Here is a 23,110-nt window from a genome sequence, read left to right on the forward strand (position 1 = left end):
AATGCCGGACTCGCCGCACGGATCGCCCCGCCGCTACACCGCCGGGACGGCGATGTACTGCGCCGACGCGCGGAAAACCCGCCGATTTTGTAGATTTGTCTGGTCGATTGCGCAGTTATTTAGTGGATAGTGGAACCGAGCCCGTTCTCTGGTGGCCTGGCGATGACAGTCGCGGTGCCAACTCGTGCCGATCAGGCAGGGCCACAGCCGATTTCGACCAGCACTGGGAGGCACCATGACCGAGCAAACAGGTTACCCGACCGCGAACGGCAAGCGCTTCACCCTGGATGTGGACATTCACGCCGACGTGCCGCCTTACCAGGACTTCGCGCATACCGACCGTCTCGACAATTTCACGGTGATGGAGGTCGCCGGCAAGAGCCGCTGCCACGGCATGCACCTCGAGGGCCTCACCTATCCGATCACTCCGATCGGGATGCACTATCTGCTGATCCACTACGACATCCCGGAGATCGACGAGAAGACGTATCGCGTCAAGGTCGACGGCCTCGTGAAGAACAAACTGGCCCTCGACATGGACTACTTCCGCAGCCGACCAAAGGTCACCCTCCCGGCCACGATGGAATGCTGCGGCAACGGCCGAGCGAGCCAGCGGTGGCGCCTGTGGGCACACGTACCTTGGAACCACGACGCGATCGGGACCGCCGAGTGGACGGGTACGCCGCTGCGCGGGGTACTCGAGGAGGCCGGCCTTCTAGATGACGCGGTGGAGATCCTCTTCACCGGCCGAGACAAAGGGATCCAGGGCCCCCCGGATGGGGCCGAAGTCCAGTACTTCCAGCGCAGCCTGACCGTCGACTACGTGATGAACCCCGCCAACGACGTCTTGCTGTGCTACGAAATCAACGGCCTGCCGTTGCCGCCGCAGCACGGCTTCCCGCTGCGTCTACTGGTCCCAGGCTGGCTGGGGATGACCAACGTCAAATGGATCGGCTCGATCGAGGCGATCGACTGGCGGCTCACCGAGCGCCAGATGAAGTGGTACAGCTACGCGCAAAACGACAATGACCCCAACCGCCAACCCGCCACCTTCCAGCAGACGCGTGCGATGATGATCCCTCCCGGCATCCCCGACTTCCTATGTCGGCTCCGCCACCTGGAGGAGACCGATGCCGTCGAGCTGCGTGGCCGCGCCTGGGCCGGTGGACTTCGCATCACCGACGTGGAGGTCAGCCTCGACGGGGGAAACACCTGGTCGTACGCGAAGCTCGATAACCCGATCGGCAAGTGGGCCTGGGTCGGCTGGTCGTTCACCTGGGAGAACGTCACTCCCGGTCAGTACACGCTACGGTGCCGCGCCAAGGACGAGCGGGGCAACATGTCGAAGGACGACGACTCGGTGCACGACTACTACGCAATGGATATAACCAAGGCGCAATACGTCGATGTCAACGTGTATCCCAAGGACACTCTGAAGGTAGGCAACCGCATCGAGTGCCCGGTCCAATTCCCGTCGCTCTAAGTACTGGTAGTCCGCGGGGCAAGTCCGGGGCGGCTGTGCTTCGGCTTCAAGGTCGATGAGTCCGAGGACGTTGTCTGTTCCCGTCGCTGCCGTCAGCAACTTGCGTGCCCACGAGTGACCGCGCCACCTACTTACGCAAGACGGGCATCTTCGGCTAACACGGCCTTACCCGCGCACAGGGAAAACCTTTTCGGCGGCAAAACTTTTCAGCAAACTACGGTATGTTCGCGGAATCGGCTGTGCGACGCACAGGCAAAGGGCAACGCGGTGAAGAAGGTTCTCATCACCGGGTCGGGTACCGGATTTGGACACGAAGTGGCAATGCGTCTGGCCGAAAAGGGATTTGACGTAGATAGACCACATTCGAGACGTCTCAGACCGGCACCCAGCGTATTGGATCTGCCAGGTCGTTGCGTCTCGAAAGTTCGTCTCACTAGAACCCGTCGCAATATTGCGACACAGCGCTCATTCGGCACCCGCTTCGTGGCCGATTGCCGCCGGCTTATCCCTGGCGACGGTTCAGATGCGCCGTAGCGCAGTCGATTGGCTGAACCGGCGACGCGGCTGCGCCCGCGTCTATCAGTAAGCGCCGCAATAGCTTTCATGGCGCATACGGATATTGTGTCTGTGGTAAATACCGCATATTGCATCAGATGAACAGTGTGCCCGCTGCAATCACTTTCATATTCAGGGGTGCGACGGCGAGCACATAGGTGGTCGAGTGGATCGTACGCAACTGTTTAACCGCTGACGTTTCCGTTGTTACCAGGCGGGAGGGCGCCGCTCATGCACGGCGCAGACTCCTGCGTCCGACCAGCCAGGCGATCGATCCGACGATGCCTTTCACGAGGGTTTGTATTACCACTACCGCAGCGCCGGCGGCTCCGATCAAACGGTGGCCGCACCTCCAAGCGACGTCGCACCATTCTGAGACCCTCAGGTATGGCCTCCCGGCAAAGCGCCGATCCGGCGAAGACGCGGCAGGCGGTGTTAGCCGTCGCCGACTGGCTGCGCGACGAATCTTGTCCGGCGCCCGACCGAGGTGCTTTGGCGGCGGCGGTTCGGCTCACCGCGCGCACCTTGGCCGCGGCGGCGCCCGGCGCCAGCGTCGAGGTCCGCATCCCCCCGTTCGCCGCGGTGCAGTGCATCGCCGGGCCCAGGCACACCCGCGGCACACCGCCCAATGTGGTCGAGACCGACGCGCGGACGTGGCTGCTGCTCGCCACCGGACTGCTGCGCCCCGACGAGGCCGAGACCACCGGTGCGCTGACGCTGTCGGGCTCCCGGGCGGGTGAAATAAGCCACTGGTTGCCCCTGTTCGATCTGCGCGGAATATAACTCTGAAGTGCAGCTTTAGGGTTGAGTGACCCATTTTTCAGCGCCCAACACGCCCGCCGGATTCGGCGCCGGCGCCGCGGTGCCCGTAGACTCCGTTACGTCACCAATCGTTCGCCAGGGAGCCGCCGAACCGTGACCGTCGCTGGACCAGAAGCACCCGAGGAGGACCTGAACTCTCCTCGTGAAGAGTGCGGCGTGTTCGGGGTCTGGGCCCCGGGCGAGGAAGTCGCCAAGCTCACCTATTACGGCCTGTACGCGCTGCAGCATCGTGGCCAGGAAGCCGCGGGTATGGCCGTCGCCGACGGCTCCCAGGTGCTGGTCTTCAAAGACCTAGGCCTGGTCAGCCAGGTGTTCGACGAGCAGACCCTGGCCGCGATGCACGGCCACGTCGCCATCGGGCACTGCCGCTACTCCACCACGGGCGACACCACGTGGGAAAACGCCCAGCCGGTGTTCCGCAACACCGCGGCCGGCACCGGGGTTGCCTTGGGCCACAACGGGAATCTGGTCAACACCGCCGAGCTCGCCGCCCGCGCCCGCGAAGCCGGGCTGATGGGCACCCGATGCCCCGCCCCCGCGACGACGGACTCCGACATCCTGGGTGCACTGCTGGCGCACGGCGCGGCCGATGCCACCCTCGAGCAGGCGGCGCTGGAGCTGCTGCCGACCGTGCGGGGGGCGTTCTGCCTGACGTTCATGGACGAAAACACCTTGTACGCGTGCCGCGATCCGCACGGGGTGCGGCCCCTATCGCTCGGGCGGTTGGACCGCGGCTGGGTGGTGGCCTCCGAAACGGCCGCGCTCGACATCGTCGGCGCCTCCTTCGTCCGCGACATCGAGCCGGGCGAATTGCTGGCGATCGACGCCGACGGCGTGCGCTCGACGCGTTTCGCCAGCCCCGAACCCAAGGGCTGCGTCTTCGAATACGTCTACCTGGCGCGGCCGGACAGCACGATCGCCGGCCGGTCCGTGCACGGCACCCGGGTGGAAATCGGTCGGCGGCTGGCTCGCGAGTGCCCCGTCGAGGCCGACCTGGTGATCGGCGTGCCGGAATCGGGCACCCCCGCGGCCGTGGGATACGCGCAGGAATCCGGCATCCCCTACGGGCAGGGCCTGATGAAGAACGCGTATGTGGGGCGCACCTTCATCCAGCCGTCGCAGACCATCCGCCAGCTCGGTATCCGGCTGAAGCTCAACCCGCTTCGCGAGGTGATCCGCGGTAAACGGCTCATCGTCGTGGACGACTCGATCGTGCGCGGGAACACCCAGCGCGCCCTGTTGCGGATGCTGCGCGAGGCCGGCGCCGTCGAAGTGCACGTACGCATCGCCTCACCGCCGGTGAAGTGGCCCTGCTTCTACGGCATCGACTTCCCCTCGCCGGCGGAATTGATCGCCAACGCCGTCCAGGACAAAGAAGAGATGCTCGAGGCGGTGCGGCACGCCATCGGTGCCGACACGCTGGGGTATGTCTCGCTGCGGGGTTTGATCGCAGCCTCCGAACAGCCCGGGTCGCGGCTGTGCACCGCGTGCTTCGACGGCAAATATCCGATCGAGCTGCCGGGCGAAACCGCGCTGGGCAAGAACGTCATCGAGCACATGCTCACCAATGCCGCGCGCGGCGCGGGCCTCGACGATCTGGCGCCCGATGAAGTGCCCGTCGCGCGCTGACAAAATTCGCCCGCACTACTTCAAAGACGTTTGATACCGACGGTGAGCGCCGCCCGGTAACCTTTATCGCGATGACGGATCCCGGAAAAAGCCCCGGACGCGACCCGGGCAGCCAGGGCATCACCTACGCGACGGCCGGCGTGGACATTGAGGCCGGTGAGCGCGCCGTCGCCTTGTTCAAGCCGCTGGCGACCAAGGCCAGCAGACCCGAGGTGCGCGGCGGCCTGGGCGGGTTCGCCGGATTGTTCGCGTTGCGTGGCGACTACCGCGAGCCGGTGCTGGCGGCCTCCACCGACGGGGTCGGCACCAAGCTGGCGGTCGCTCAGGCGATGGACAAGCACGACACCGTGGGCCTCGACCTGGTCGCGATGGTGGTCGACGACCTGGTGGTGTGCGGCGCCGAGCCGCTGTTCCTGCAGGACTACATTGCCGTCGGCCGGACCGTGCCGGAACGCCTCAGCGCGATCGTGAGCGGCATCGCCGAGGGATGCGTGCGCGCCGGCTGCGCCCTGCTCGGCGGCGAAACCGCCGAACACCCCGGCCTGATGGAACCCGACCACTACGACATCTCGGCCACCGGTATCGGCGTGGTGGAGGCCGACGACGTGCTGGGTGCCGACCGCGTCAAACCCGGTGACGTCATCATCGCGATGGGCTCGTCGGGCCTGCATTCCAACGGATACTCGCTGGCCCGCACGGTCCTGCTGGAGATCGACCGGATGAATCTGGCCGGTTATGTGGAGGAGTTCGGCCGCACCCTCGGCGAGGAACTGCTGGAACCCACCCGCATCTACGCCAAGGACTGCCTGGCGCTGACGGCCGAAACCCATGTCCGCACCTTCTGCCACGTCACGGGCGGGGGGCTGGCCGGCAACCTGCAACGCGTCATCCCGCCCGGGCTGGTTGCCGAGGTTGACCGGGGCACGTGGACGCCCGCGCCGGTGTTCGCCATGATCGCCCAGCGCGGGCGGGTGGCGCGTGAGGAGATGGAAAAGACGTTCAACATGGGCGTCGGCATGATCGCCGTCGTCGCACCGGAAGACACCGACCGCGCGTTGGCCATACTGACCGCGCGACACCTGAATTCTTGGGTGCTGGGCACCGTCTGCAAGGGCGGAAAAGAAGGCCCGCGGGCCAAACTGGTCGGGCAACACCCGCGGTTTTGACGGGCGACCTAGCCGGAACTAACGCTGTGCCGATGCGAAACGCATCGGCACAGGGGGATTGGTTTTAGCGACGCCAGTCGTCGGGATCGTCCCATGAATCGTCCGGGGCACCGTCGTTGAGGTCGTTGGGTTCGTCGGCGCCCGTTCCCGACAGTTCTTGCTGAAGCCGCTTCAAGTCGGTCTGCGGGGAACTGTATTTGAGTTCTCGTGCAACCTTGGTCTGCTTTGCCTTAGCCCGGCCGCGGCCCATGGGGGAACCCCCTCGCGCAATAACGGAGCGGCCTAACGAGTAGGCGGCTCCGATCTCTGGTCTCGTTATTGTCCTGCCGATTAGTTTACCGTGCCTCACGGTCAAGTGTCGGCGACCCCTGCTCGCTGTGGCGCAGCTCATCGCCGATTATCTCGCACCGCCCCGCAACCGTTCAACGGCAAGCCGGCCCGCGCCGACGTGTTGCGAGTTGGGCAGCGAATCGGGGTCGATCACCGCAGCGACGGCGGCCTCTGGGCCGGTCACCAAGGCGGTGTCCGGCGGCAGCCCGCGCTTAAGCAAGGCCAGCGCCACCGGTCCGAGGTCCACATGGTCGACCACGGTTCCGAGGCGTCCGACGGCGCGACCGCCGGCGAGCACCGCATCACCCGTCGAGGGCCGTTCGACCGAGCCGTCGAGGTGCAACAGCACCAGCATCCGGGGCGGCCTGCCCAGGTTGTGCACCCGCGCGACGGTCTCCTGTCCGCGGTAGCAGCCCTTGTCCAGGTGCACGGCGCCCTCGCCGGGGCCACCGATCCAGCCGACCTCGTGCGGGATCGTGCGCTCGTCGGTGTCGACGCCGAGCCGGGGCCGCAGCGCCGCCACCCGGTGGGCTTCGTAGGTCCATACCCCGGCCGGGCGCACGCCGGCCCCGGCCAACCGACCGCGCCAGCCGGCCGCCTCGTCGCGCGGTACCAGCAGATCCAGCTCGATTGCGCCGGCGGGCGCGCCGGGCATCCGCCGCACAAATCCGTCGCCGGTCACCGGAACCGCGCTCGCCTCGCCGGGCAGCGCGTCCAGGCCGAGCGCGTCGAGCACCGCCCGGTCGGCCAGCCGCGGACCGAGCAGCGACAGCACCGCGGTGTCGGCGCCGGCAGGCGTGACCTCCGACCAGAACACCATCTTGCGCAGGTACGCCAGCAGCGGGTCGCCCCGCCACGGTTCGGTGTCGAGGTAGGTCGCTTCGCCCAGCTCCGTCTGGATCCAGTGGTCCTCGACCCGGCCCTGGCCGTCGAGGCTGAGGTTTTGCGTGCTGGCGCCCTCGGGGAGCTCGCTCACGTCTTGGGTGGAGATGCTGTGCAGCCAGGTCTGCCGGTCCTTGCCGGTCAAAGTGAGCACCGCGCGATGCGAGCGGTCGACCACCGCCGCATCGGTTTCGGCCGCTCGCTGCTCGCCCAGGGGATCGCCGTAATGCCATACGGCGCCGGCGTCGGGTCCGGAATCGGGCGCTTCAACTGGGTTCATTTGCGCCGCTCCTCCTCATCGCTGCGTTCTGCATCGTCGTCGGCGCGGTTCACACGTCAACTCTACGGAGTGCATTGGCTAGGCTCATCGTCCATGGCAGGCCAGCTCGGTGTGATCGTCACCCTCGACGGCCAGGTGCATCCGCCAGGTGCGCCGCTGCTGCACGCCGACGATCTGGCGGCGGTCCGCGGCGACGGCGTTTTCGAGACGCTGCTGATCCGCGACGGCCGGGCCTGCTTGGTCGAGTCGCATCTGCAGCGGCTGGCCCAATCGGCGAAACTGATGGATCTGCCCTTGCCGGAGCTGGCGAGCTGGCGGCGTGCGATCGACGCGGCCACGCGACAGTGGGTCGAAGGCAGCGCCGACGAAGGCGCGATGCGCTTGATCTACAGCCGCGGCCGCGAGAGTGGCCCGACGGCACCGACCGCCTACGTGGTGGTCAACCCCGTGCCCGATCGGGTGGCCGAGGTTCGCCGCGACGGGCTCTGCGCGATCACCCTGGACCGCGGACTGCCGGCCAAGGGCGCCGATGCCATGCCGTGGCTGCTGGCCGGCGCCAAGACGCTGTCGTACGCGGTCAACATGGCCGCCCTGCGCCATGCGGCCCGACAGGGCGCCGGCGATGTGATCTTCGTCAGCTCCGACGGCTACATCTTGGAAGGCCCCCGCTCGACGGTGGTGATCGCCACCGAGCCTGGATCGGGGGGCGATCCCTGCCTGCTGACACCGCCGCCCTGGTATCCCATCCTGCGCGGCACCACGCAGCAGGCGCTCTTCGAGGTGGCCCGGGCCAAGGGCTACGACTGCGACTACCGCGCGCTGCGCCCCGCGGATCTGCAGGAGGCCCAAGGCGTTTGGCTGATATCGAGCATGACCCTGGCCGCCCGCGTGCACACGCTGGACGGCCGGCCGCTGCCGCGCTCTCCGATAGCCGCCGAATTCGCCGAACTGGTCGACGCGGCGATCGTCAGCGATCGCTGAGCGCTGAATTCTGTTGTCGGCTCGCGGAATGGCAGGTACGGTCGGCCGTACACAAGGAAGGAGGTGGTCCGCGAAATTGATAGCTTCATGGACATGTGAGGTGGCTACCCGCTAGCTGCATTGGCTCGGAAGAGCCGGCGACACACGCGCGCTGGCGAATTCCCGGTAGCCACCCGGCCCCCGAGTTCCGATCTGTCCAATCGGAGAATCGCTCGGGGGCCGCTCCATGTCAGGGATCGCTACTGCCCTACCTTGCCGGCGATCTGCTCGGCGATGCGCCCGGCCTGACCGGGCTCGGCATCCGGTCCGCACACCAGCACGTCGATGACGACGTTCGAGGATGCGTGCAGCACATGGTGGCAGGCCCGGGTGCTGTCTGTTTGCGTTCGGGCCAGCGCGATCCTCGGCGGGCTGCCGGCGGCGTCCGCGAACTTCCATCCGGTGTTCTTGCCGTTGACGGTGAGCGTGACCGGTTGCCCGGCGCAGGCCCGCCACTTGTCCGCGGACGCCTGCACGAACGCGCTGGCCTTGTCGGCCGACGGGAAGGCCACCACCGATTCGAAGACCCGGTGGGCGGGGTCTTCACCGGCGGTGTGCACGGCTTGGCCGGCCACCGTGGCGTATCCGCTCCCCTGGTAGGCGGCATCGGTGATCGGTTCGTAGGCGCCCAGGCAGGCGGGGTTGGACAGCGTCCACCTGGGATTGCGCATGGCGTCGGTCTTATCGGAGACGACCATGTTGGGGTCGCCCACGACCGTGCCGATGTCGGGCGGACCGAGCAGGTAGGAGTCCAAATTCGTCGCGTTGGGCACGGAATTTGCATTGGCGGTCGGATTGGGGTTCGAAGCCGGATTGGCGGCCTGCTTGGTTTTGCCGCCCTGGGTGACCAGCACGACGACCACCGCGATTGCCGCGATGACCGCCAGGGCGGCGGCGCCGATGATGAGCAGCCGTTTGTTGCTTCCACCGCCGACAGCCGCCGACGACGGCCGGGCCACCCCCGCGCCAGCCTGGGGCGACGGGATCGTCGGTGCCTGTGCCGCGGCAGCGGATGCGCCTGCCGCCGAACCCGATTCGGTCGCCTCGATCTCGGCGAGGACGTTGTCGATCTCGGTTCGGGTGCGGTAGGTGACGTCGTGGCGGAGGCGAAGCATGCGCAGCAGCTGGGCGATATCACTGCGAGCGCTGGGATCGTCACCGTCCTCGTCGAATCCCTGCCGGAGTTCGACCAACAACTGAAGCTGTTGCTGGGGGCTCAATTCCTTTTCGGCGAGGGTGTTGCCCAGCCGCGTTATGTAGCCGAACGGCACCGGCGGCTCCTCGGGGAGCGGGTCGGGCAGCGGCTGGGATTTGGACTGTAGCTGGTGCACCGCGGTGACCAGCTGAATGCCGGCGTCGACCGTCGGGTTCCGGTAGTCGATGATCTGCAACGCCGCAAGGGGATTCACCCGCATGCTGTCGACCTCGCCGATCCGGACCGGAAGGATCGGCCGGTTGAGGGCCTGCGCGTAGCGCAACTCGGACTGACTGGGCTTGGACTGAAGCCAGTTGCTGGACAGCGCGACGATAAACACGTCGCAGGAGCGGATCTGCTCGAGGATCTTGTTCCACCACGAGTCGCCGCCGCCCAGTTCCTGATCGAACCACACCTGTTGTTGGGCGCGCCGAAGGGCGGAGGTGAGAGCGTCGACCTTTGACCTGTCCTGGCTCGAGTAGCTGATGAACAGCGCCATCGCGGTCTCTCCTAGGGTGAGGCGGAGCCAACGCCGGGCCTGCCCGACGCCCGGCTGCGCCGATAACGTATCAGTGTTGCCCCGGCCAGGATGAGTATTCGTCGCCGCTATTCGGAATGGACTTCGGCGTAGCGGCGCACGAATTCGTCACCGGGAACCGGCCATTGCTCGCCGCCGGATCCTCGCACCACCCAGTCGCCATCCGCTGCCGTCGTGGGGCCCTCCAGGGTGTCGACCGTCTCGCCGGGTTGCGCCGGGCGGGCCTGAACCGTTCCCTTTCTGCGCCACCGGCCGTCGCCGTCCGGCTCGTAGGTGTCCCGGAAGATGTCGTCGCGCACCGACCAAGTCTTTCCGTCCTCCTGCACGGCCCAGTCCCCGGCGTCGGCGCGCATGGTGTGCCCCGAGTCCGACTGCCAGGTCCACGGTGCGCTTCGCTGTTCCGCGGTCACCGTCCCCGCTCGGGTGAAGGTCTGCCACAGCGGGCGCGACCGATAGCCGAGCTGCCGCAGGCTCCACAGGGTGGCCGCCAGGCTGCGTAGCGCCGCGTTGAGCAGGTCGGGCTTGCTTTCCACCACCGACCAGTCCACCAGCTTGTCGTGGATCTTGCGGGTGTCGTCGCGCTTGGGGCCGTACTTCCAGCCGTTGCGGCGGTAATAGCGGCACCAATCCTCGTGTTCTGCCTTCGCCATGCTCAGCGCCGACTGGCGGTCGAAGCCCATCAGCGCAAGTTGTTCCAGCGGCGGCGAATTGGCCATGTCCCGCCCCGATAGCTGCGCCGGTGGGCTGCCCCAGGTGTTCCATGTGTGTCCGGCGATCTGTTCGACCATCCATAGCGCATTGCGCACCTGACGCCGGTTCGAACCGCGATAGAACTCGCTGAGCTCATCCCACGGCATCGCGGCGGGGGAGCGTGGGCCCCCGGGGTCGAGCGTGGCGAGATAACGCTCGTGAATCAGGCGTGCCGCTCGTTCCCAGGCGTCCTGAATCCGGCCCTCGCGGCTGTCCAACACCAGGGAGTAGGACTGCAGCCGGCCGACCACCTGGATCGCGTCGTCGGCGATGCTGGTGTTGAGGTCCGAGGCGTAAATCGGCACATCCGGAAAGCGCGCGGCCAGCCTGGTGCCGATCGTCGCGGCAACGGTTTCCGCCAAAATGACCGCGCTGCTTGCGGATTCGGCGTCGCCCAGCAGTTGGAGCATGGTTGGCACGGTCGGCGCCTCGGCCACCGCGTCGATCTTGGGTCCCTCCGACACGAATCCGGCTTGCTGGCGGTAAAACTCGTGATCGCGCACGTACTCTTCGGCGTCCGGCGCGACGAGGGTGAGCCCGGGCAACGGCGCCGCACCCGCCGGGGTGTAAAAGTCGCGTTCCAAGGCCCGGCGGGTCAGGTCCGCGCACAACGCAAGTGTCAATTGCGAAGTGCCGCAGACGAATACGTGGTTCGTTCGGCCCGTCGCGATGATGCCGTCGAGTAGCCTACCGGCGGTCACCTCGTACTTGCCGACGACATCGGCGGCCCAGCGCGTGTCCGATCCGCCGAATTGCTGGGCGCGCCACGCCTTCGCCAACCAGGGGTCATCGATGCGCACGATCAGGGGCAACCGCTGCTTGTGGTCCAGCTCGGCGAGTCGACGGCTGATCAGGTCCAGCCACAACAGGTTGACAGCCGGGTCGCGGGCCATCAGGTAGAGCCGGCCAAGATGCCGCCACAGCCGCAGCGACACAAGGGTGGCGGGGCTGTTGAAGTCCACCAGCACCACCCGGGCGCCCTGCCTGCGGGCACGCTGGACGCGGTCGTCACCGGCGCCGGTGATCACGACCAGCGTGCTGCGCCGGTCCAGCGTCCGAGCGACCGCGCTGATCATCGACTGGCTGTCGTCGTCGATGCCGACGATGGCGGTGACGTGGTCGGCGAGGTTGGCGCGCAGCCGATCCACCTGGGACCGGAAGAGCCCGACCACGACGCCGCCCAGGCCGGTGAAGATCGCCGCCAGCGCCACTATCCGGGCCAGTTCGAGCCCGACCGGGGTGGGGTTCGGGCACGTGCGTCCGCCCACCGAAAAGTCGCTGGTGCTGCCCTTGACCAGCTGCGCCGTTGCCATCAGCGGCGTGAAGAACGCCGGGTGGTTGGCGTCGTGGCATCCCCAGTACGAGCTGAGGCCCAGCACCGCGCTCATGCTGACGAGCGCGGCGATCACGGTGAACGAAACGCCGACCAAGCGATGGCTGCCGCCGGAGCGGAAGATCAGAACACACGCGGTGACCAGCACGGCGATGACGACCACCAGTGTCGGCATCGATCCGGGGCGGCCGAACCACCCGAGCCACGGCGGCAGCGCATCGATGATCGAGGGCACCAGCGCCAACACGGCGAGATAGCCGACCAGCAGCAGGCCAATCGCCGACACGACCCAGCGCGCTACTTGCCGGGGTGTGCGCATTGGCCGCCCTCCTTCACCCGAGCCGTCGCACGGCGACCTCGTCGGTGATTGCTAGCGACCGAGGTTATCTCGGCAGACGGGCGTGGAGGCGACTATCCGGCGAACCGCGACAGGCGCGCCGACAGATGCGGAACCAGGCCACCGTCGGCGTCCACCCGTTCCTCGACGTAGGCCAGGTCGCCGCCCTCGACGATGCCGTAGAGCCGCTTGGCGCCGCCGACCAGCAGGCCCGATCGGCTGCGGGCCAGCGCGTCGGTTACCAACTCCCACGACGACTGGGTGCGCGGGCGTCCGTAGAACAATTCGACATAGCCGGCCGAATGAGCCAACAACAACTCGATGGTCTGGGATTCGCTCGGGTCGTACGGATCGGGGACGAACCGCCAAAAGCCCGTCTCGCGCAGACCGGGCTCCTGGTACGCGCCGGTCTTATCGAGCCGCCAGGACCGGGCTTCCCAATTCAGGTAGTCGCCACCGTCGTGCGAGACCACGATCTGCTGGCCGAACCGGTAGTCCCCCTCCGGCCCGCGCCCCTCGCCTTCCCCGCGCCACACGCCGACCAGCGGCAGCAGCGCCAGCAACGCATCGTTGAGGTTGGCGCCTTCGCGCAGGTTCGCGGTGTCAGCGGGAAGCGGCAGGTCGTCGAAGGCGGGGATATTGCGGGAGGCCGTGAGCTTGGCGCGTTCGGCGGCGGCAGCCACCGCTCGGTCGCCGGCGCCCGCCGGACCCACCGGTGCGTCGGGGTCCTGGTCCGTCACGACTCGTCAGTGATGAGCCGGTAGAGCGTGTACAGCGCGAACCATGAGATGACTACGACCGCTATGACCAGCATGATCTCGAAGAAGAGCACCACGGGAAAAGAGTCTATTCTTCCCGCGGCGCCCCGGTGACATCCCGGTCGGCGGTTGGGATGTCAGGCGATCTTGACGTCGACCTCGTGGATGCCCGCGCCGGACGGCGTCACCACGGCGTCGCCGTTGCCGACCGGGGACAGGGCGCGCAGTGTCCAGGAGCCCGGCGCCGCGAAGAACCGGAAGTCACCGGTGGCCGACGCGACGACCTCGGCCGTGAACTCGTCCGACGAGTCCAGCAGACGGACGAACGCGCCACCCACCGCCTGCCCGTCGCGGTCCACGACGCGGCCGGTGATCACCGTTTCCTTCTCCAGATCGACGCTGGCGGGCAACGTCAGTCCTTGCTTCGGTCCAGAGCACATATCAGCTTCCCAACTCGATCGGGGCACCCACCAGGGAGCCGTATTCCGTCCAACTGCCGTCGTAGTTTCTGACGTTTTTCTGCCCGAGTAATTCCCGCAGAACGAACCAGGTGTGCGACGAGCGCTCCCCGATCCGGCAGTACGCGATGGTTTCTTTCGTCCCGTCCAGACCGGCGTCGGCGTACAGCTTGGCCAGCTCCTCGTCGGACTTGAAGGTGCCGTCCTCGTTGGCGGCCTTGCTCCACGGGACGTTGATCGCACCGGGGATGTGACCCGGCCGCTGGCTCTGCTCCTGCGGCAGGTGCGCCGGCGCGAGGATCTTGCCCGAGAACTCGTCGGGCGAGCGCACGTCGACCAGGTTCTTGACGTTGATGGCTGCGATGACCTCGTCGCGGAAGGCCCGGATGGTGTTGTCCGGCGGGGCCGCGGTGTAGGAGGTGGGCGGCCGGCTGACGGTTTCGGTGGACAGCGGGCGCCCTTCGAGCTCCCACTTCTTGCGTCCGCCGTCGAGCAGCTTGACCTTCTCGTGGCCGTACAGCTTGAAGTACCAGTACGCGTAGGCGGCGAACCAATTGTTGTTGCCGCCGTAGAGGATCACGGTGTCGTCGTTGGAGATGCCGCGGTCGGACAGCAGCTTGGAGAATTGCTGCGCGTCGACGAAGTCGCGCTTGACCGGGTCCTGCAGATCGGTGCGCCAGTCCAGCCTGATCGCGCCGGCGATGTGGCCGGTGTCGTAAGCGCTGGTGTCCTCGTCGACCTCGACGAAGACGACGTTCGCGGCCTGGGGATTCCGGAGATTGCTCTCAGCCCAGTCCGTGGAGACCAGGACGTCGGAGCGTGCCATGGTGGAGATTCCTTTCGATTGCTTTTGTGGCGTAACGGCTTAAGCGGGAGTGGACCGGAAGCGCGCGATCAGAGGGTAGAGCTGGCAGCCCAGGCAGATGCCGAAGGCCGCGTTCAGGAACGCGGCCACCAGCGCGAGCGCGGTGGCGATGACGCCGACGACGGCAGCGCCGGCGGCGAATCCAATGACGCCGACGACCGCGAAGATCAAGCCGACCAGTTGGGCGAACTTGAGCGGCGCGACCGGCTCACGCTCGGTGACCGGCCCCAGCCGGGGCGCCACCAGGCTGGCAAACAGGCGCCCGTAGGGGTGGCGGCGCGGCCCGCCGGCGGCGCCGATCGCAAAGATCACGGCCTGCACGCCGAGAATGAGCGCGGCCGCCAGTGGGCTGGCGGCCGAAGCGACAAGCGTGAGCACCAGGACCGCGGTCGTGACCCAGGCGGCGAATCTCGGTCCGCGAACGTCGACCTGGTCCCGCTGTGTGGCGGTGTCGCTGCTCGGCACGGTGCTACTCCTAAAAATCTGGTGGCGCGGAAAAGGGTGGACGCACGCCTTTGGGGCCTGGGCAAGGCTCCGAAGCTGCTCCGAGTGCGCGCACGGGCGCGGCTGCTCAGCAGCTACAGCAACAACAACAACCCGCGATGCGGCACAGATCGACTGCGCGACGCTTGGTGAGCGTGGGCTCCAGGCGGGTTGACACGTCGGCCAGCTTACCCAATGACGCCGCGCTCAAGCCAACAGCGGTTCTAGCGCCGACCGCAGGTCGGCCGCCTTGGGCACCCCCGAAGAGCGGTATCGCTGCCGGCCGTCGCCGTCGAAGATCAACGTGGTCGGCAGCGACAGCACCGAAAACCGACGGGCCGCCGACGGATTGGCGTCGAGGTCGATCTCGACATGGGCCACGTCGCCCAGGTCGTCGCAGACCTGGCCGACCACCCGACGAACCCGATCGCAAGGTCCGCACCACGGGGCGCTGAAATGCACGATGGTCGGCCCGCTGGCAGACAGGCCGAGGTCCGCGGCGTCGGTGGCTGCTGTCGGGCCGACTGTCCGAAGTCTTCCGGAGCGGCGCGTCAACAGCCATCCAGCGACGGTTGCCACAGCGAGCGCCGCAACGATCGCGACGATGACGGTGGTGGTCACGACTGCTTAAACCCTTCGAGCGCGACTGTTACTCCTCTGGTGATGCCTTCGATGATCACGTCGGAGCCGCGCGCCCCCTCGGAGGTGGGCGCCACTCCGAACGGGAGTCTCTGATCGGGCAGCCTGGCGGTGAACGCGCGCAGCACCGCGTCGCGCTTGTCGTCGGGAACGGCTTGGTTGGCGGTGTCGGGGCCGGTGAGGACGCCGGTGGGGGTCAGCACCAGCGTCGCCTGGTCGTCGGGGGCGATGGAGAGGTCGACCGACACGCTGACGCGGTGGTCGAAGCCGGCCGATTTCGGTGGTGTGCCGCTGAACACCAGCCCATGGCTGTCGGAGATGCCCGACGCGGTGACGCCACCGGTGGCGGTATTCGTTTCCTTGGCGGGTGCCTCGACCATCAGGTCGGTGATGGCCAGGTACCGGCCCAGGTGAATCGAGTCGATGATGATGCGGCTCTCCAGCTTGCCCACTGGCAACTTCGCTTCGGGTCTGATCAGCCACGACGCGCCGGTCAGGTCAACCGAGTACATGGTGGCCTCGAGGGTGGCTTTGCCGACCATCGCGTGCTCGACCTCGTTGGCCTTGATCTCCAGCTGGCTGTAATGGTGGCGCATCGCCTGCGGGATGAAGGGGAAGGCCAGGATGGCGACGAACGGGTCGGAACCCAGGTTTGCCGCCTTGCGTACGCTGGACGACAGCCGGTATTCGGCGTAGATGCTGGTCCCGTAGTCCACGCCGACGGCACCGACGACGATCACGCCGACGGTGATCGCCGCGGCCGTCAGACCGATCAGAACCTTGCGCATCCGCTTATTGTGGCTTACTTTCTTCCGGGTCCCGCCCGGCCTGTTTCCCAGCGGACCGCCAGGTGGCCGGGCTCACACTGCTGGGCACTGACCGCCAAAAAACCAGGTAGCAAGTTATCGTTAGATGACCTGGCAACTAACGCGTCGTGGCGTTTACGAATTGGGAGATGCCTTTCCCACGAGCTGGAGGGGCTTGTTGGAGCTATTACTGCTGACCTCGGAGCTGCACCCCGACCCGGTCCTGCCGTCGTTGTCGCTGCTTCCCCACACCGTCCGGACGGCTCCGCCAGAACCATCCTCGTTGCTTGAGGCCGGGACGGCGGACGCCGTGCTCGTCGACGCGCGCACCGACCTGTCGTCCGCGCGCGGTCTTTGCCGGTTGCTGAGCACCGCCGGCCGGTCGGTGCCGGTTCTCGCCGTGGTGAACGAAGGCGGCCTGGTGGCGGTCAGCGCCGATTGGGGTCTCGACGAGATCCTGTTGCCCAATACCGGGCCCGCCGAGATCGACGCCAGGCTGCGGCTGGTGGTCGGTCGCCGGGGCGGGCTGGCTGACCAGGAAAGCGCCGGCAAGGTGAGCCTCGGCGAACTGGTGATCGACGAGGGCACCTACACCGCCAGGCTGCGGGGCCGCCCGCTTGACCTCACCTACAAAGAGTTCGAGCTGCTGAAATACCTGGCCCAGCACGCGGGCCGGGTCTTCACCCGGGCGCAGCTGCTGCACGAGGTGTGGGGCTACGACTTCTTCGGCGGCACCCGCACCGTCGACGTGCACGTCCGCCGGCTGCGGGCCAAGCTCGGGCCGGAATACGAGGCGTTGATCGGCACGGTGCGCAACGTCGGTTACAAGGCCGTGCGGCCTGCGCGCGGGCGCGCACCGATCGCCGAGCCCACTGAAGCCGACGACGTCGAACCCGACCCTGAGGGCCTGCCGGACCCGCTGGTCGACCCGCTTCGAAGTCAGTGACCGCGCCGGACTGGCGCGTGACGCTGACCGCCGACGAACAGCGGGAAGTGCGCGAATTGGTCTGGGCCGCAACGGAATTCGATGGGGTGGCGCCCGTCGGCGAGCAGGTGTTACGCGACCTGGGTCACGACCGCACCGGCCATCTGGTGGCTCGGACCGGCGACTCGATCGTCGGCTACCTCAACCTCGGTTCGCCCCGCGACGGTGAGGCCCCGATGGCGGAGTTGGTCGTGCATCCGGAGGCCCGGCGCCGTGGCGTCGGCGCCGCGCTGGCACGCGCGGCCTTGACCAAGACCGACGGGCGCAACCGGTTCTGGGCGCACGGCACGCTGGATCCGGCCCGGGCGACCGCCTCGGCGCTGGGCCTGGTGGCGGTGCGTGAATTAGTCCAGATGCGGCGTCCGCTGCGGGACACCCCCGAGTCGGTTCCGTCGGTGCCCGGGGTGCAGATCCGTACCTATGCGGGCGCGGGCGATGACGGCGAGCTGCTGCGGGTCAACAACGCCGCGTTCGCATATCACCCCGAACAGGGTGGGTGGACCGAAGCCGACCTGGCCGAGCGGCGCAACGAACCGTGGTTCGACCCGGAAGGCTTGTTCCTGGCGTTCGGCGCCCCCGATAGCCCTGAGGCGGGCAGGCTGCTGGGCTTCCACTGGACCAAGGTGCACCTCGATCAACCGGGCCTGGGGGAGGTCTATGTCGTCGGGGTCGACCCATCGGCGCAGGGCCGTGGCCTCGGGCAGGCGTTGACGGCCGTCGGGGTCAAGGCGCTGGCACGCCGACTGGCCGGTACAGAGGACCCCACCGTGATGCTCTACGTCGAGTCCGACAATGTGGCCGCCGTGCGGACCTACCAGCGGTTGGGCTTCGCCACCCACAGCGTCGACACCGCCTACGCATTGGCTAAATCGGACTGAGGCCGGCTGTTCACCCTGCATTCATGTCCACACATTTCTGTGGGTTGCGGGGGCGCATATTTTCGCGGTGTCTTGGCAACCTTCCCTGGGGAGATCGCCGGCTGGCGCCCGCGTGCGTTCGAACTGTGTCAGAAAGCGAGATCGGTGAGGCTCGACGGAACGGCCAGGGCGCTGACAGCGGTGGCGCTCGCGATGTCGATCTGCGCCGCGGCGGTGACCGCCTGCGGCAGCGACGACAACCCCCGCGGCGCGGCGGCGCCGGGCATCGGGGGGCTCGCCGGAACTGCGGGCTGTGGCGGCAAGAACGGCCTGACGGCGGAAGGCTCGACGGCTCAGCAGAACGCGATCGCGTTGTTCAATCAGGTCTGGGGGCAGCACTGCCCGGGCAAGGCTGTGGCGTACAACCCGACCGGGTCGGGCGCCGGCCGCGAGCAGTTCATCGCCGGCCACGTCGACTTCGCGGGGACGGACTCGCCGCTGGTCGCCGATCAGATCAGCCCGGCCGCCAAACGCTGCGACGGGAACCCGGCGTGGGACCTGCCGCTGGTGTTCGGCCCGATCGCGTTGGTCTACAACCTGCCGGGCGTCCAGCAGCTCGTCGTCAGCAGCGACGCCCTGGCCAAGCTGTTCAGCGGCAGGGTAACGGTGTGGAACGACCCGATACTCGCGGCGCTCAACCCTGGAGTGGCGCTACCCGACACCAAGGTGGTGCCGATCTATCGGTCGGATTCGTCGGGAACGACCGACAACGTGCAGAAATATCTGACGGCCGCCGCGCCGCAGAGCTGGACGCGGGGGGTCGGCACGGAGTTTCAGGGTGGCGTCGGTGAGGGCGCCGCCAAATCGGCCGGCGTGATCAACGCCGTGCGGACCACGCCGGGCGCCATCGGCTACGTGGAGAAAGGTTTCGCCGACCAGGCCGGCCTGCCCTACGCCCAGCTCAACACCGGAAACGGCGCGGTTCCGCTGACCAACGACACGGCGGGCAGCGCCATCCAGGCGACCAGCTTCGTGGCCGACGGTAATGACCTGGTGCTGGACCTGAACCCGATGTACACCTCCCAGCGGCCGGGCATGTACCCGTTGGTGCTGGCCGGCTACGAGATCGTGTGTTCCAAGGGCTACGACGCGGACACGTCGGCGGCGGTCAAGTCGTTCCTCGCCGTCGCCGCCACCGACGGGCAGGCCGGCCTTATGTCCGCCGGTTATGTCCCGCTGCCCGATAAAGTCAAGGAGCGATTGGTTACCGCGATCAACGCCTTGCCGTAACCAGTGGGCACGAGGAGCGACGGCCGAACTGTGAAGCGATCACAGTGACAACGCCAAACCCATCCGCTGCGGGTTCGGGTGCGGTCGTTGCTGCGCCCTATCCCGAGTCACCGGTGGTGCCGATCAGCCCCTGGGGCCATGCCCAGCCGCGGTTGGGGGACCGGATATTTCGCCGGCTGGCGCAGGGTTCGGGCGTCCTGATCGTCGTTCTGATCGGCGCGATCGGCGGATTCCTGCTTTTGCGTGCGGTACCGGCCCTGCAGCGCAATCGGGAGAACTTCTTCGGCTACGGCGGTAACTGGGTCACCTCCGACACAGCCGCCATGCACTTCGGGATCTTTGATCTGCTGCAGGTGACGGCGTTCGTGTCGCTGTTCGCCTTGATGCTGGCGATGCCGGTCGCGCTAGGCGTCGCGATCTTCATCACGCAGTACGCACCGCGCCGGCTCGCCGGACCGCTGGCCTACGCGGTCGATCTGCTGGCCGCGGTCCCCTCGATCGTCTACGGCGTGTGGGGCCTGTACGTGCTGGCGCCGCAGCTGCGGCCCATCGCCACCTGGCTCAATCACGCCCTGGGCTGGTCTTTCCTGTTCGCGACCGGCAACGCGTCGGCGGCCGGGGGCGGCACCATCTTCACCGGCGGGCTCGTCCTGGCGGTGATGATCCTGCCGATCATCGCGGCGGTCACTCGCGAGGTGTTCGCCCAGACGCCGCATGACGAGATCGAGGCGGCGCTCGCGCTCGGCGCCACCCGTTGGGAGGTGGTCAAGACGACCGTGCTGCCGTTCGGACGGTCCGGCTACGTCAGCGGTGCGGTGCTGGGCCTGGGCCGCGCGCTGGGCGAAACGGTCGCGCTGCTGATCATCCTGCGGGGCACCCAGGCCGCGTTCGGGTGGTCGCTGTTCGACGGCGGATCCACCTTCGCGACCAAGATCGCCGCCACCGCATCGGAATTCAACGACCCGTACATGGCCGGGGCCTACATCGCCGCCGGGCTGGTCCTTTTCGTGCTCACCTTCCTGGTCGACGCCCTGGCACGCGGCGCCGCCGCCGGAGCCCGCGGCAGGAGGGTCCGCCGGTGACCTCGATGCTGGACCGTCCGCTCAAGGCGCGGACATTCTCGGGAATGGGCCGGCGTCGACGGGTCGTGAACAACGTGGCGACGGTGTTGGTGACGCTGTCCATGGCGATCGCCGTGGCGCCGCTGCTGTGGGTGCTGTGCGCGGTAATCGCCAAGGGCTACAAGGCGATTGCTTCCACCACGTGGTGGTCGCATTCGCAGGCGGGCATGACCGCGTTTGTGGTCGGCGGCGGCGCGTACCACGCGATCGTCGGCACGTTGCTGCAGGGGCTGGTGTGCGCCGTGATCTCGATTCCGATCGGCATCATGGTGGCGATTTATCTGGTCGAATACGGCGGCGGCACCCCGTTGGGCCGGGCGGCCAGCTTCATGGTGGACATCCTGTCCGGGGTGCCATCGATCGTCGCGGCGCTGTTCATCTACGCGCTATGGGTCGCGACGCTGGGGTTTCCCCGTTCGGAGTTCGCGGTGTCGCTGGCGCTGGTGCTGCTGATGTTGCCGGTGATCGTGCGGGCCACCGAGGAGATGCTGCGGATCGTTCCGGTAGATCTGCGAGAGGCCAGTTACGCGCTGGGAATCCCGAAGTGGAAAACGATTGCCAGCATCGTGCTTCCCACCGGGCTGTCCGGCATCATCACCGGCATCATGCTCGCGGTGGCCAGGGTGATGGGGGAGACGGCCCCGCTGCTGATCCTCGTCGGTTATTCACAGTCGATGAACTTCGACATCTTCCGCGGATTCATTGGATCGCTGCCCGGCATGATGTACCACGAGACGTCCGCCGGCGCGGGCGTCAACCCCGTGCCGACGGATCGGTTGTGGGGCGCGGCGCTAACCCTCATTCTGGTGATCGCCGTCATCAACATCGGGGCAAGGGTGATCGCGAGAATCTATGCCCCCAAGAAGTCGTAGGCAGGAGCAATAGTGGCCAAACGGTTGGACCTCAAGGCCGTCAACATCTACTACGGGTCGTTCAAAGCGGTCGCGGATGTGACGCTGTCGGTTCTGCCGCGCAGCGTGACGGCGTTCATCGGCCCGTCGGGCTGCGGTAAGACGACGGTCCTGCGGACGCTGAACCGGATGCATGAGGTAGTCCCCGGAGCCCGCGTCGAGGGCAGCGTCCTTCTCGACGACCAGGACATCTACGGTCCCGGTGTCGACCCCGTGGGCGTGCGCCGGGCCATCGGGATGGTGTTTCAACGGCCAAACCCCTTCCCTGCCATGTCGATTCGCGACAACGTGGTCGCCGGCCTAAAGCTGCAGGGGATGCGCAACCGCAAGCTGCTCGACGAGACGGCCGAATACTCCCTGCGCGGCGCGAACCTGTGGGATGAGGTCAAGGATCGGTTGGACAAGCCCGGCGGCGGATTGTCCGGCGGTCAGCAGCAGCGCTTGTGCATCGCCCGGGCCATCGCCGTGCAACCCGATGTGTTGCTGATGGACGAGCCGTGTTCCGCGCTGGACCCGATCTCGACGATGGCCATCGAAGAACTGATCAGTGAGCTCAAGCAGGACTACACCATCGTCATCGTTACCCACAACATGCAGCAGGCCGCCCGCGTCAGCGATCTCACGGCGTTCTTCAATCTAGAGGCCGTCGGGAAGCCGGGCCGGTTGGTCGAGATCGACGACACCGAGAAGATCTTCTCCAACCCGACCGAGAAGGCGACCGAGGATTACATTTCCGGCCGCTTCGGCTAGCCCGACGTGCTTAGCCCGACGACGATGCGGCCCGTGTAGCGGGGTGAGGAGGAGTCGGGCAGTCGTGCTTAGCCCGACGACGATGCGGCCCGTGTAGCGGGGTGAGGAGGAGTCGGGCAGTCGTGCTTAGCCGGACGACGATGCGGCCCGTGTAGCGGGGTGAGGAGGAGTCGGCGAACTAGCCTGCGCTAGCGGGGGAGGGTTTTCGCGTCTTCGTCGGGCAGGCGCCCGGTTGCCTGGAAGATGACGCGCCTGGCCACCTCCACGGCGTGGTCGGCGAAGCGCTCGTAGAAGCGGCCCAGCAACGTGACGTCGACGGCCGCCGCCACACCGTACCTCCATTCCCGGTCCATCAACACCGAGAACAGGTGCCGATGTAGGTCGTCCATGGCGTCGTCTTCTGCGCGGATGCGCGCAGCTTTGTCCGGGTCGCGGGACAACACCACCTCTTGCGCGCTGTTGCCCAATTCCACTGCGACCCGGCCCATCTCGGCGAAATAGCCATTGACCTCTTCGGGGAGCGCATGTTGAGGATGGCGCCGGCGGGCGATTTTGGCGACGTGCAGGGCCAGCGCGCCCATCCGGTCGATGTCGGCCACCATCTGGATGGCGCTCACGATCGACCTGAGGTCACCGGCGACCGGCGCCTGCAGCGCCAGCAGCACGAAGGCGCTTTCCTCGGCGTGGGCGCTCAGCCTCGCGATCTTCTCGTGATCGGAGATCACCTGTTCGGCCAGCACCAGATCGGCCTGCAGCAGGGCTTGGGTTGCCCGCTCCATGGCGATCCCCGCCAGCCCGCACATCTCCCCGAGCCGCTCCGATAGCTCCGAGAGCTGCTCATGATAGGCGGTCCGCATGCCGCCAAGC

The 23,110-nt window shown here is 67.2% G+C and carries 23 protein-coding genes; 11 read left to right on the forward strand and 12 right to left on the reverse strand.

The window, feature by feature from the left end:
* Positions 1-235: 235 nt before the first annotated feature.
* The 4 genes from A5764_RS01485 to purM all read left to right on the forward strand — a co-directional run bounded on the left by A5764_RS01485 (position 236) and on the right by purM (position 5,655).
* Positions 236-1,483 (forward strand): molybdopterin-dependent oxidoreductase, encoded by a 1,248-nt coding sequence (locus A5764_RS01485; RefSeq protein WP_067107394.1) that lies wholly within the window; start codon positions 236-238, stop codon positions 1,481-1,483.
* A 942-nt stretch (positions 1,484-2,425) separates the two neighbouring features.
* Positions 2,426-2,821, forward strand: a complete 396-nt coding sequence (locus A5764_RS01490) for a sterol carrier family protein (RefSeq protein WP_067107396.1) — start codon at positions 2,426-2,428, stop codon at positions 2,819-2,821.
* A gap of 132 nt (positions 2,822-2,953) precedes the next feature.
* On the forward strand, positions 2,954-4,489 hold the full coding sequence (purF, locus tag A5764_RS01495; RefSeq protein ID WP_067107405.1) for an amidophosphoribosyltransferase: 1,536 nt from the start codon (positions 2,954-2,956) through the stop codon (positions 4,487-4,489).
* 71 nt (positions 4,490-4,560) lie between these two features.
* A complete protein-coding gene (purM, locus tag A5764_RS01500; RefSeq protein WP_067107407.1) occupies positions 4,561-5,655 on the forward strand; it encodes a phosphoribosylformylglycinamidine cyclo-ligase in 1,095 nt (364 codons plus the stop codon).
* Between the two features lie 64 nt (positions 5,656-5,719).
* On the opposite strand, the gene A5764_RS01505 is transcribed toward purM, so the two are convergent.
* Together A5764_RS01505 and A5764_RS01510 are read right to left on the reverse strand one after the other, a co-directional pair.
* Positions 5,720-5,905 (reverse strand): DUF3073 domain-containing protein, encoded by a 186-nt coding sequence (locus A5764_RS01505; protein WP_067107409.1) that lies wholly within the window; start codon positions 5,903-5,905, stop codon positions 5,720-5,722.
* Positions 5,906-6,052: 147 nt separating this feature from the next.
* A complete protein-coding gene (locus A5764_RS01510) occupies positions 6,053-7,147 on the reverse strand; it encodes a folate-binding protein YgfZ (RefSeq protein WP_067107411.1) in 1,095 nt (364 codons plus the stop codon).
* Positions 7,148-7,258: 111 nt separating this feature from the next.
* On the opposite strand from A5764_RS01510, the gene A5764_RS01515 reads away from it, so the two are divergent.
* A complete protein-coding gene (locus tag A5764_RS01515) occupies positions 7,259-8,128 on the forward strand; it encodes an aminodeoxychorismate lyase (RefSeq protein ID WP_156664449.1) in 870 nt (289 codons plus the stop codon).
* 239 nt (positions 8,129-8,367) lie between these two features.
* Here A5764_RS01515 and A5764_RS01520 read toward each other — a convergent pair whose 3' ends face one another.
* The 9 genes from A5764_RS01520 to lmeA form a co-directional block, all read right to left on the reverse strand.
* A complete protein-coding gene (locus A5764_RS01520) occupies positions 8,368-9,861 on the reverse strand; it encodes a sensor domain-containing protein (protein WP_067107415.1) in 1,494 nt (497 codons plus the stop codon).
* 107 nt (positions 9,862-9,968) lie between these two features.
* Positions 9,969-12,302, reverse strand: coding sequence for a RyR domain-containing protein (locus A5764_RS01525; RefSeq protein WP_067107417.1), 2,334 nt, complete (start codon positions 12,300-12,302; stop codon positions 9,969-9,971).
* A 92-nt stretch (positions 12,303-12,394) separates the two neighbouring features.
* Positions 12,395-13,060 carry an FABP family protein gene (locus A5764_RS01530; RefSeq protein WP_067107420.1) on the reverse strand — a complete coding sequence of 222 codons (666 nt, stop codon included), beginning with the start codon at positions 13,058-13,060 and terminating at the stop codon, positions 12,395-12,397.
* Positions 13,061-13,215: 155 nt separating this feature from the next.
* A complete protein-coding gene (locus tag A5764_RS01535; RefSeq protein ID WP_066937000.1) occupies positions 13,216-13,518 on the reverse strand; it encodes a DUF1416 domain-containing protein in 303 nt (100 codons plus the stop codon).
* 1 nt (position 13,519) lies between these two features.
* Positions 13,520-14,362, reverse strand: coding sequence for a sulfurtransferase (locus A5764_RS01540; protein WP_067107422.1), 843 nt, complete (start codon positions 14,360-14,362; stop codon positions 13,520-13,522).
* Positions 14,363-14,401: 39 nt separating this feature from the next.
* Positions 14,402-14,866 carry a DUF4395 domain-containing protein gene (locus A5764_RS01545; RefSeq protein WP_067107424.1) on the reverse strand — a complete coding sequence of 155 codons (465 nt, stop codon included), beginning with the start codon at positions 14,864-14,866 and terminating at the stop codon, positions 14,402-14,404.
* A gap of 106 nt (positions 14,867-14,972) precedes the next feature.
* A complete protein-coding gene (locus A5764_RS29940; RefSeq protein WP_369807262.1) occupies positions 14,973-15,062 on the reverse strand; it encodes an Ms5788A family Cys-rich leader peptide in 90 nt (29 codons plus the stop codon).
* Between the two features lie 29 nt (positions 15,063-15,091).
* Positions 15,092-15,505, reverse strand: coding sequence for a thioredoxin family protein (locus tag A5764_RS01550; protein ID WP_067107426.1), 414 nt, complete (start codon positions 15,503-15,505; stop codon positions 15,092-15,094).
* Positions 15,502-16,311, reverse strand: a complete 810-nt coding sequence (lmeA, locus tag A5764_RS01555; RefSeq protein WP_067107428.1) for a mannan chain length control protein LmeA — start codon at positions 16,309-16,311, stop codon at positions 15,502-15,504. Before lmeA ends, A5764_RS01550 begins: the two co-directional genes overlap by 4 nt.
* A gap of 193 nt (positions 16,312-16,504) precedes the next feature.
* Here lmeA and A5764_RS01560 point away from each other — a divergent pair, with 193 nt between their 5' ends.
* The 6 genes from A5764_RS01560 (at position 16,505) to pstB (ending at position 22,243) form a co-directional block, all read left to right on the forward strand.
* Positions 16,505-17,275 (forward strand): response regulator transcription factor, encoded by a 771-nt coding sequence (locus tag A5764_RS01560; protein WP_156664444.1) that lies wholly within the window; start codon positions 16,505-16,507, stop codon positions 17,273-17,275.
* On the forward strand, positions 17,272-18,192 hold the full coding sequence (gene mshD / locus A5764_RS01565) for a mycothiol synthase (RefSeq protein WP_067107443.1): 921 nt from the start codon (positions 17,272-17,274) through the stop codon (positions 18,190-18,192). The genes A5764_RS01560 and mshD overlap by 4 nt, the downstream gene beginning before the upstream one ends.
* Before the next feature lie 192 nt (positions 18,193-18,384).
* Entirely contained in the window at positions 18,385-19,461 is a 1,077-nt protein-coding gene (gene pstS, locus A5764_RS01570) for a phosphate ABC transporter substrate-binding protein PstS (protein WP_082951403.1), read from the forward strand.
* A gap of 44 nt (positions 19,462-19,505) precedes the next feature.
* Complete coding sequence (gene pstC, locus A5764_RS01575; protein ID WP_067107447.1) at positions 19,506-20,543, forward strand: phosphate ABC transporter permease subunit PstC; 1,038 nt, start codon at positions 19,506-19,508, stop codon at positions 20,541-20,543.
* Positions 20,540-21,454 carry a phosphate ABC transporter permease PstA gene (pstA, locus tag A5764_RS01580; RefSeq protein ID WP_067107449.1) on the forward strand — a complete coding sequence of 305 codons (915 nt, stop codon included), beginning with the start codon at positions 20,540-20,542 and terminating at the stop codon, positions 21,452-21,454. Before pstC ends, pstA begins: the two co-directional genes overlap by 4 nt.
* Positions 21,455-21,466: 12 nt before the next feature.
* Positions 21,467-22,243, forward strand: coding sequence for a phosphate ABC transporter ATP-binding protein PstB (pstB, locus tag A5764_RS01585; protein WP_067107451.1), 777 nt, complete (start codon positions 21,467-21,469; stop codon positions 22,241-22,243).
* Positions 22,244-22,431: 188 nt separating this feature from the next.
* Here the strand turns inward: pstB and phoU are convergent, their stop codons facing one another.
* Entirely contained in the window at positions 22,432-23,100 is a 669-nt protein-coding gene (gene phoU, locus A5764_RS01590) for a phosphate signaling complex protein PhoU (RefSeq protein WP_067107453.1), read from the reverse strand.
* Positions 23,101-23,110 lie beyond the last annotated feature (10 nt).

The organism is Mycobacterium sp. 852002-51057_SCH5723018 (assembly GCF_001667035.1).
GTDB lineage: Bacteria > Actinomycetota > Actinomycetes > Mycobacteriales > Mycobacteriaceae > Mycobacterium.

Coding starts and splice junctions, on each gene's coding strand:
- A5764_RS01485 (WP_067107394.1), top strand. CDS start 236: ATGACCGAGCAAACAGGTTACCCGACCGCGAACGGCAAGCGCTTCACC.
- A5764_RS01490 (WP_067107396.1), top strand. CDS start 2,426: ATGGCCTCCCGGCAAAGCGCCGATCCGGCGAAGACGCGGCAGGCGGTG.
- purM (WP_067107407.1), top strand. CDS start 4,561: ATGACGGATCCCGGAAAAAGCCCCGGACGCGACCCGGGCAGCCAGGGC.
- A5764_RS01505 (WP_067107409.1), bottom strand. CDS start 5,905: ATGGGCCGCGGCCGGGCTAAGGCAAAGCAGACCAAGGTTGCACGAGAA.
- A5764_RS01510 (WP_067107411.1), bottom strand. CDS start 7,147: ATGAACCCAGTTGAAGCGCCCGATTCCGGACCCGACGCCGGCGCCGTA.
- A5764_RS01520 (WP_067107415.1), bottom strand. CDS start 9,861: ATGGCGCTGTTCATCAGCTACTCGAGCCAGGACAGGTCAAAGGTCGAC.
- A5764_RS01525 (WP_067107417.1), bottom strand. CDS start 12,302: ATGCGCACACCCCGGCAAGTAGCGCGCTGGGTCGTGTCGGCGATTGGC.
- A5764_RS01535 (WP_066937000.1), bottom strand. CDS start 13,518: ATGTGCTCTGGACCGAAGCAAGGACTGACGTTGCCCGCCAGCGTCGAT.
- A5764_RS01540 (WP_067107422.1), bottom strand. CDS start 14,362: ATGGCACGCTCCGACGTCCTGGTCTCCACGGACTGGGCTGAGAGCAAT.
- lmeA (WP_067107428.1), bottom strand. CDS start 16,311: ATGCGCAAGGTTCTGATCGGTCTGACGGCCGCGGCGATCACCGTCGGC.
- pstS (WP_082951403.1), top strand. CDS start 18,385: ATGTCGATCTGCGCCGCGGCGGTGACCGCCTGCGGCAGCGACGACAAC.
- phoU (WP_067107453.1), bottom strand. CDS start 23,100: ATGCGGACCGCCTATCATGAGCAGCTCTCGGAGCTATCGGAGCGGCTC.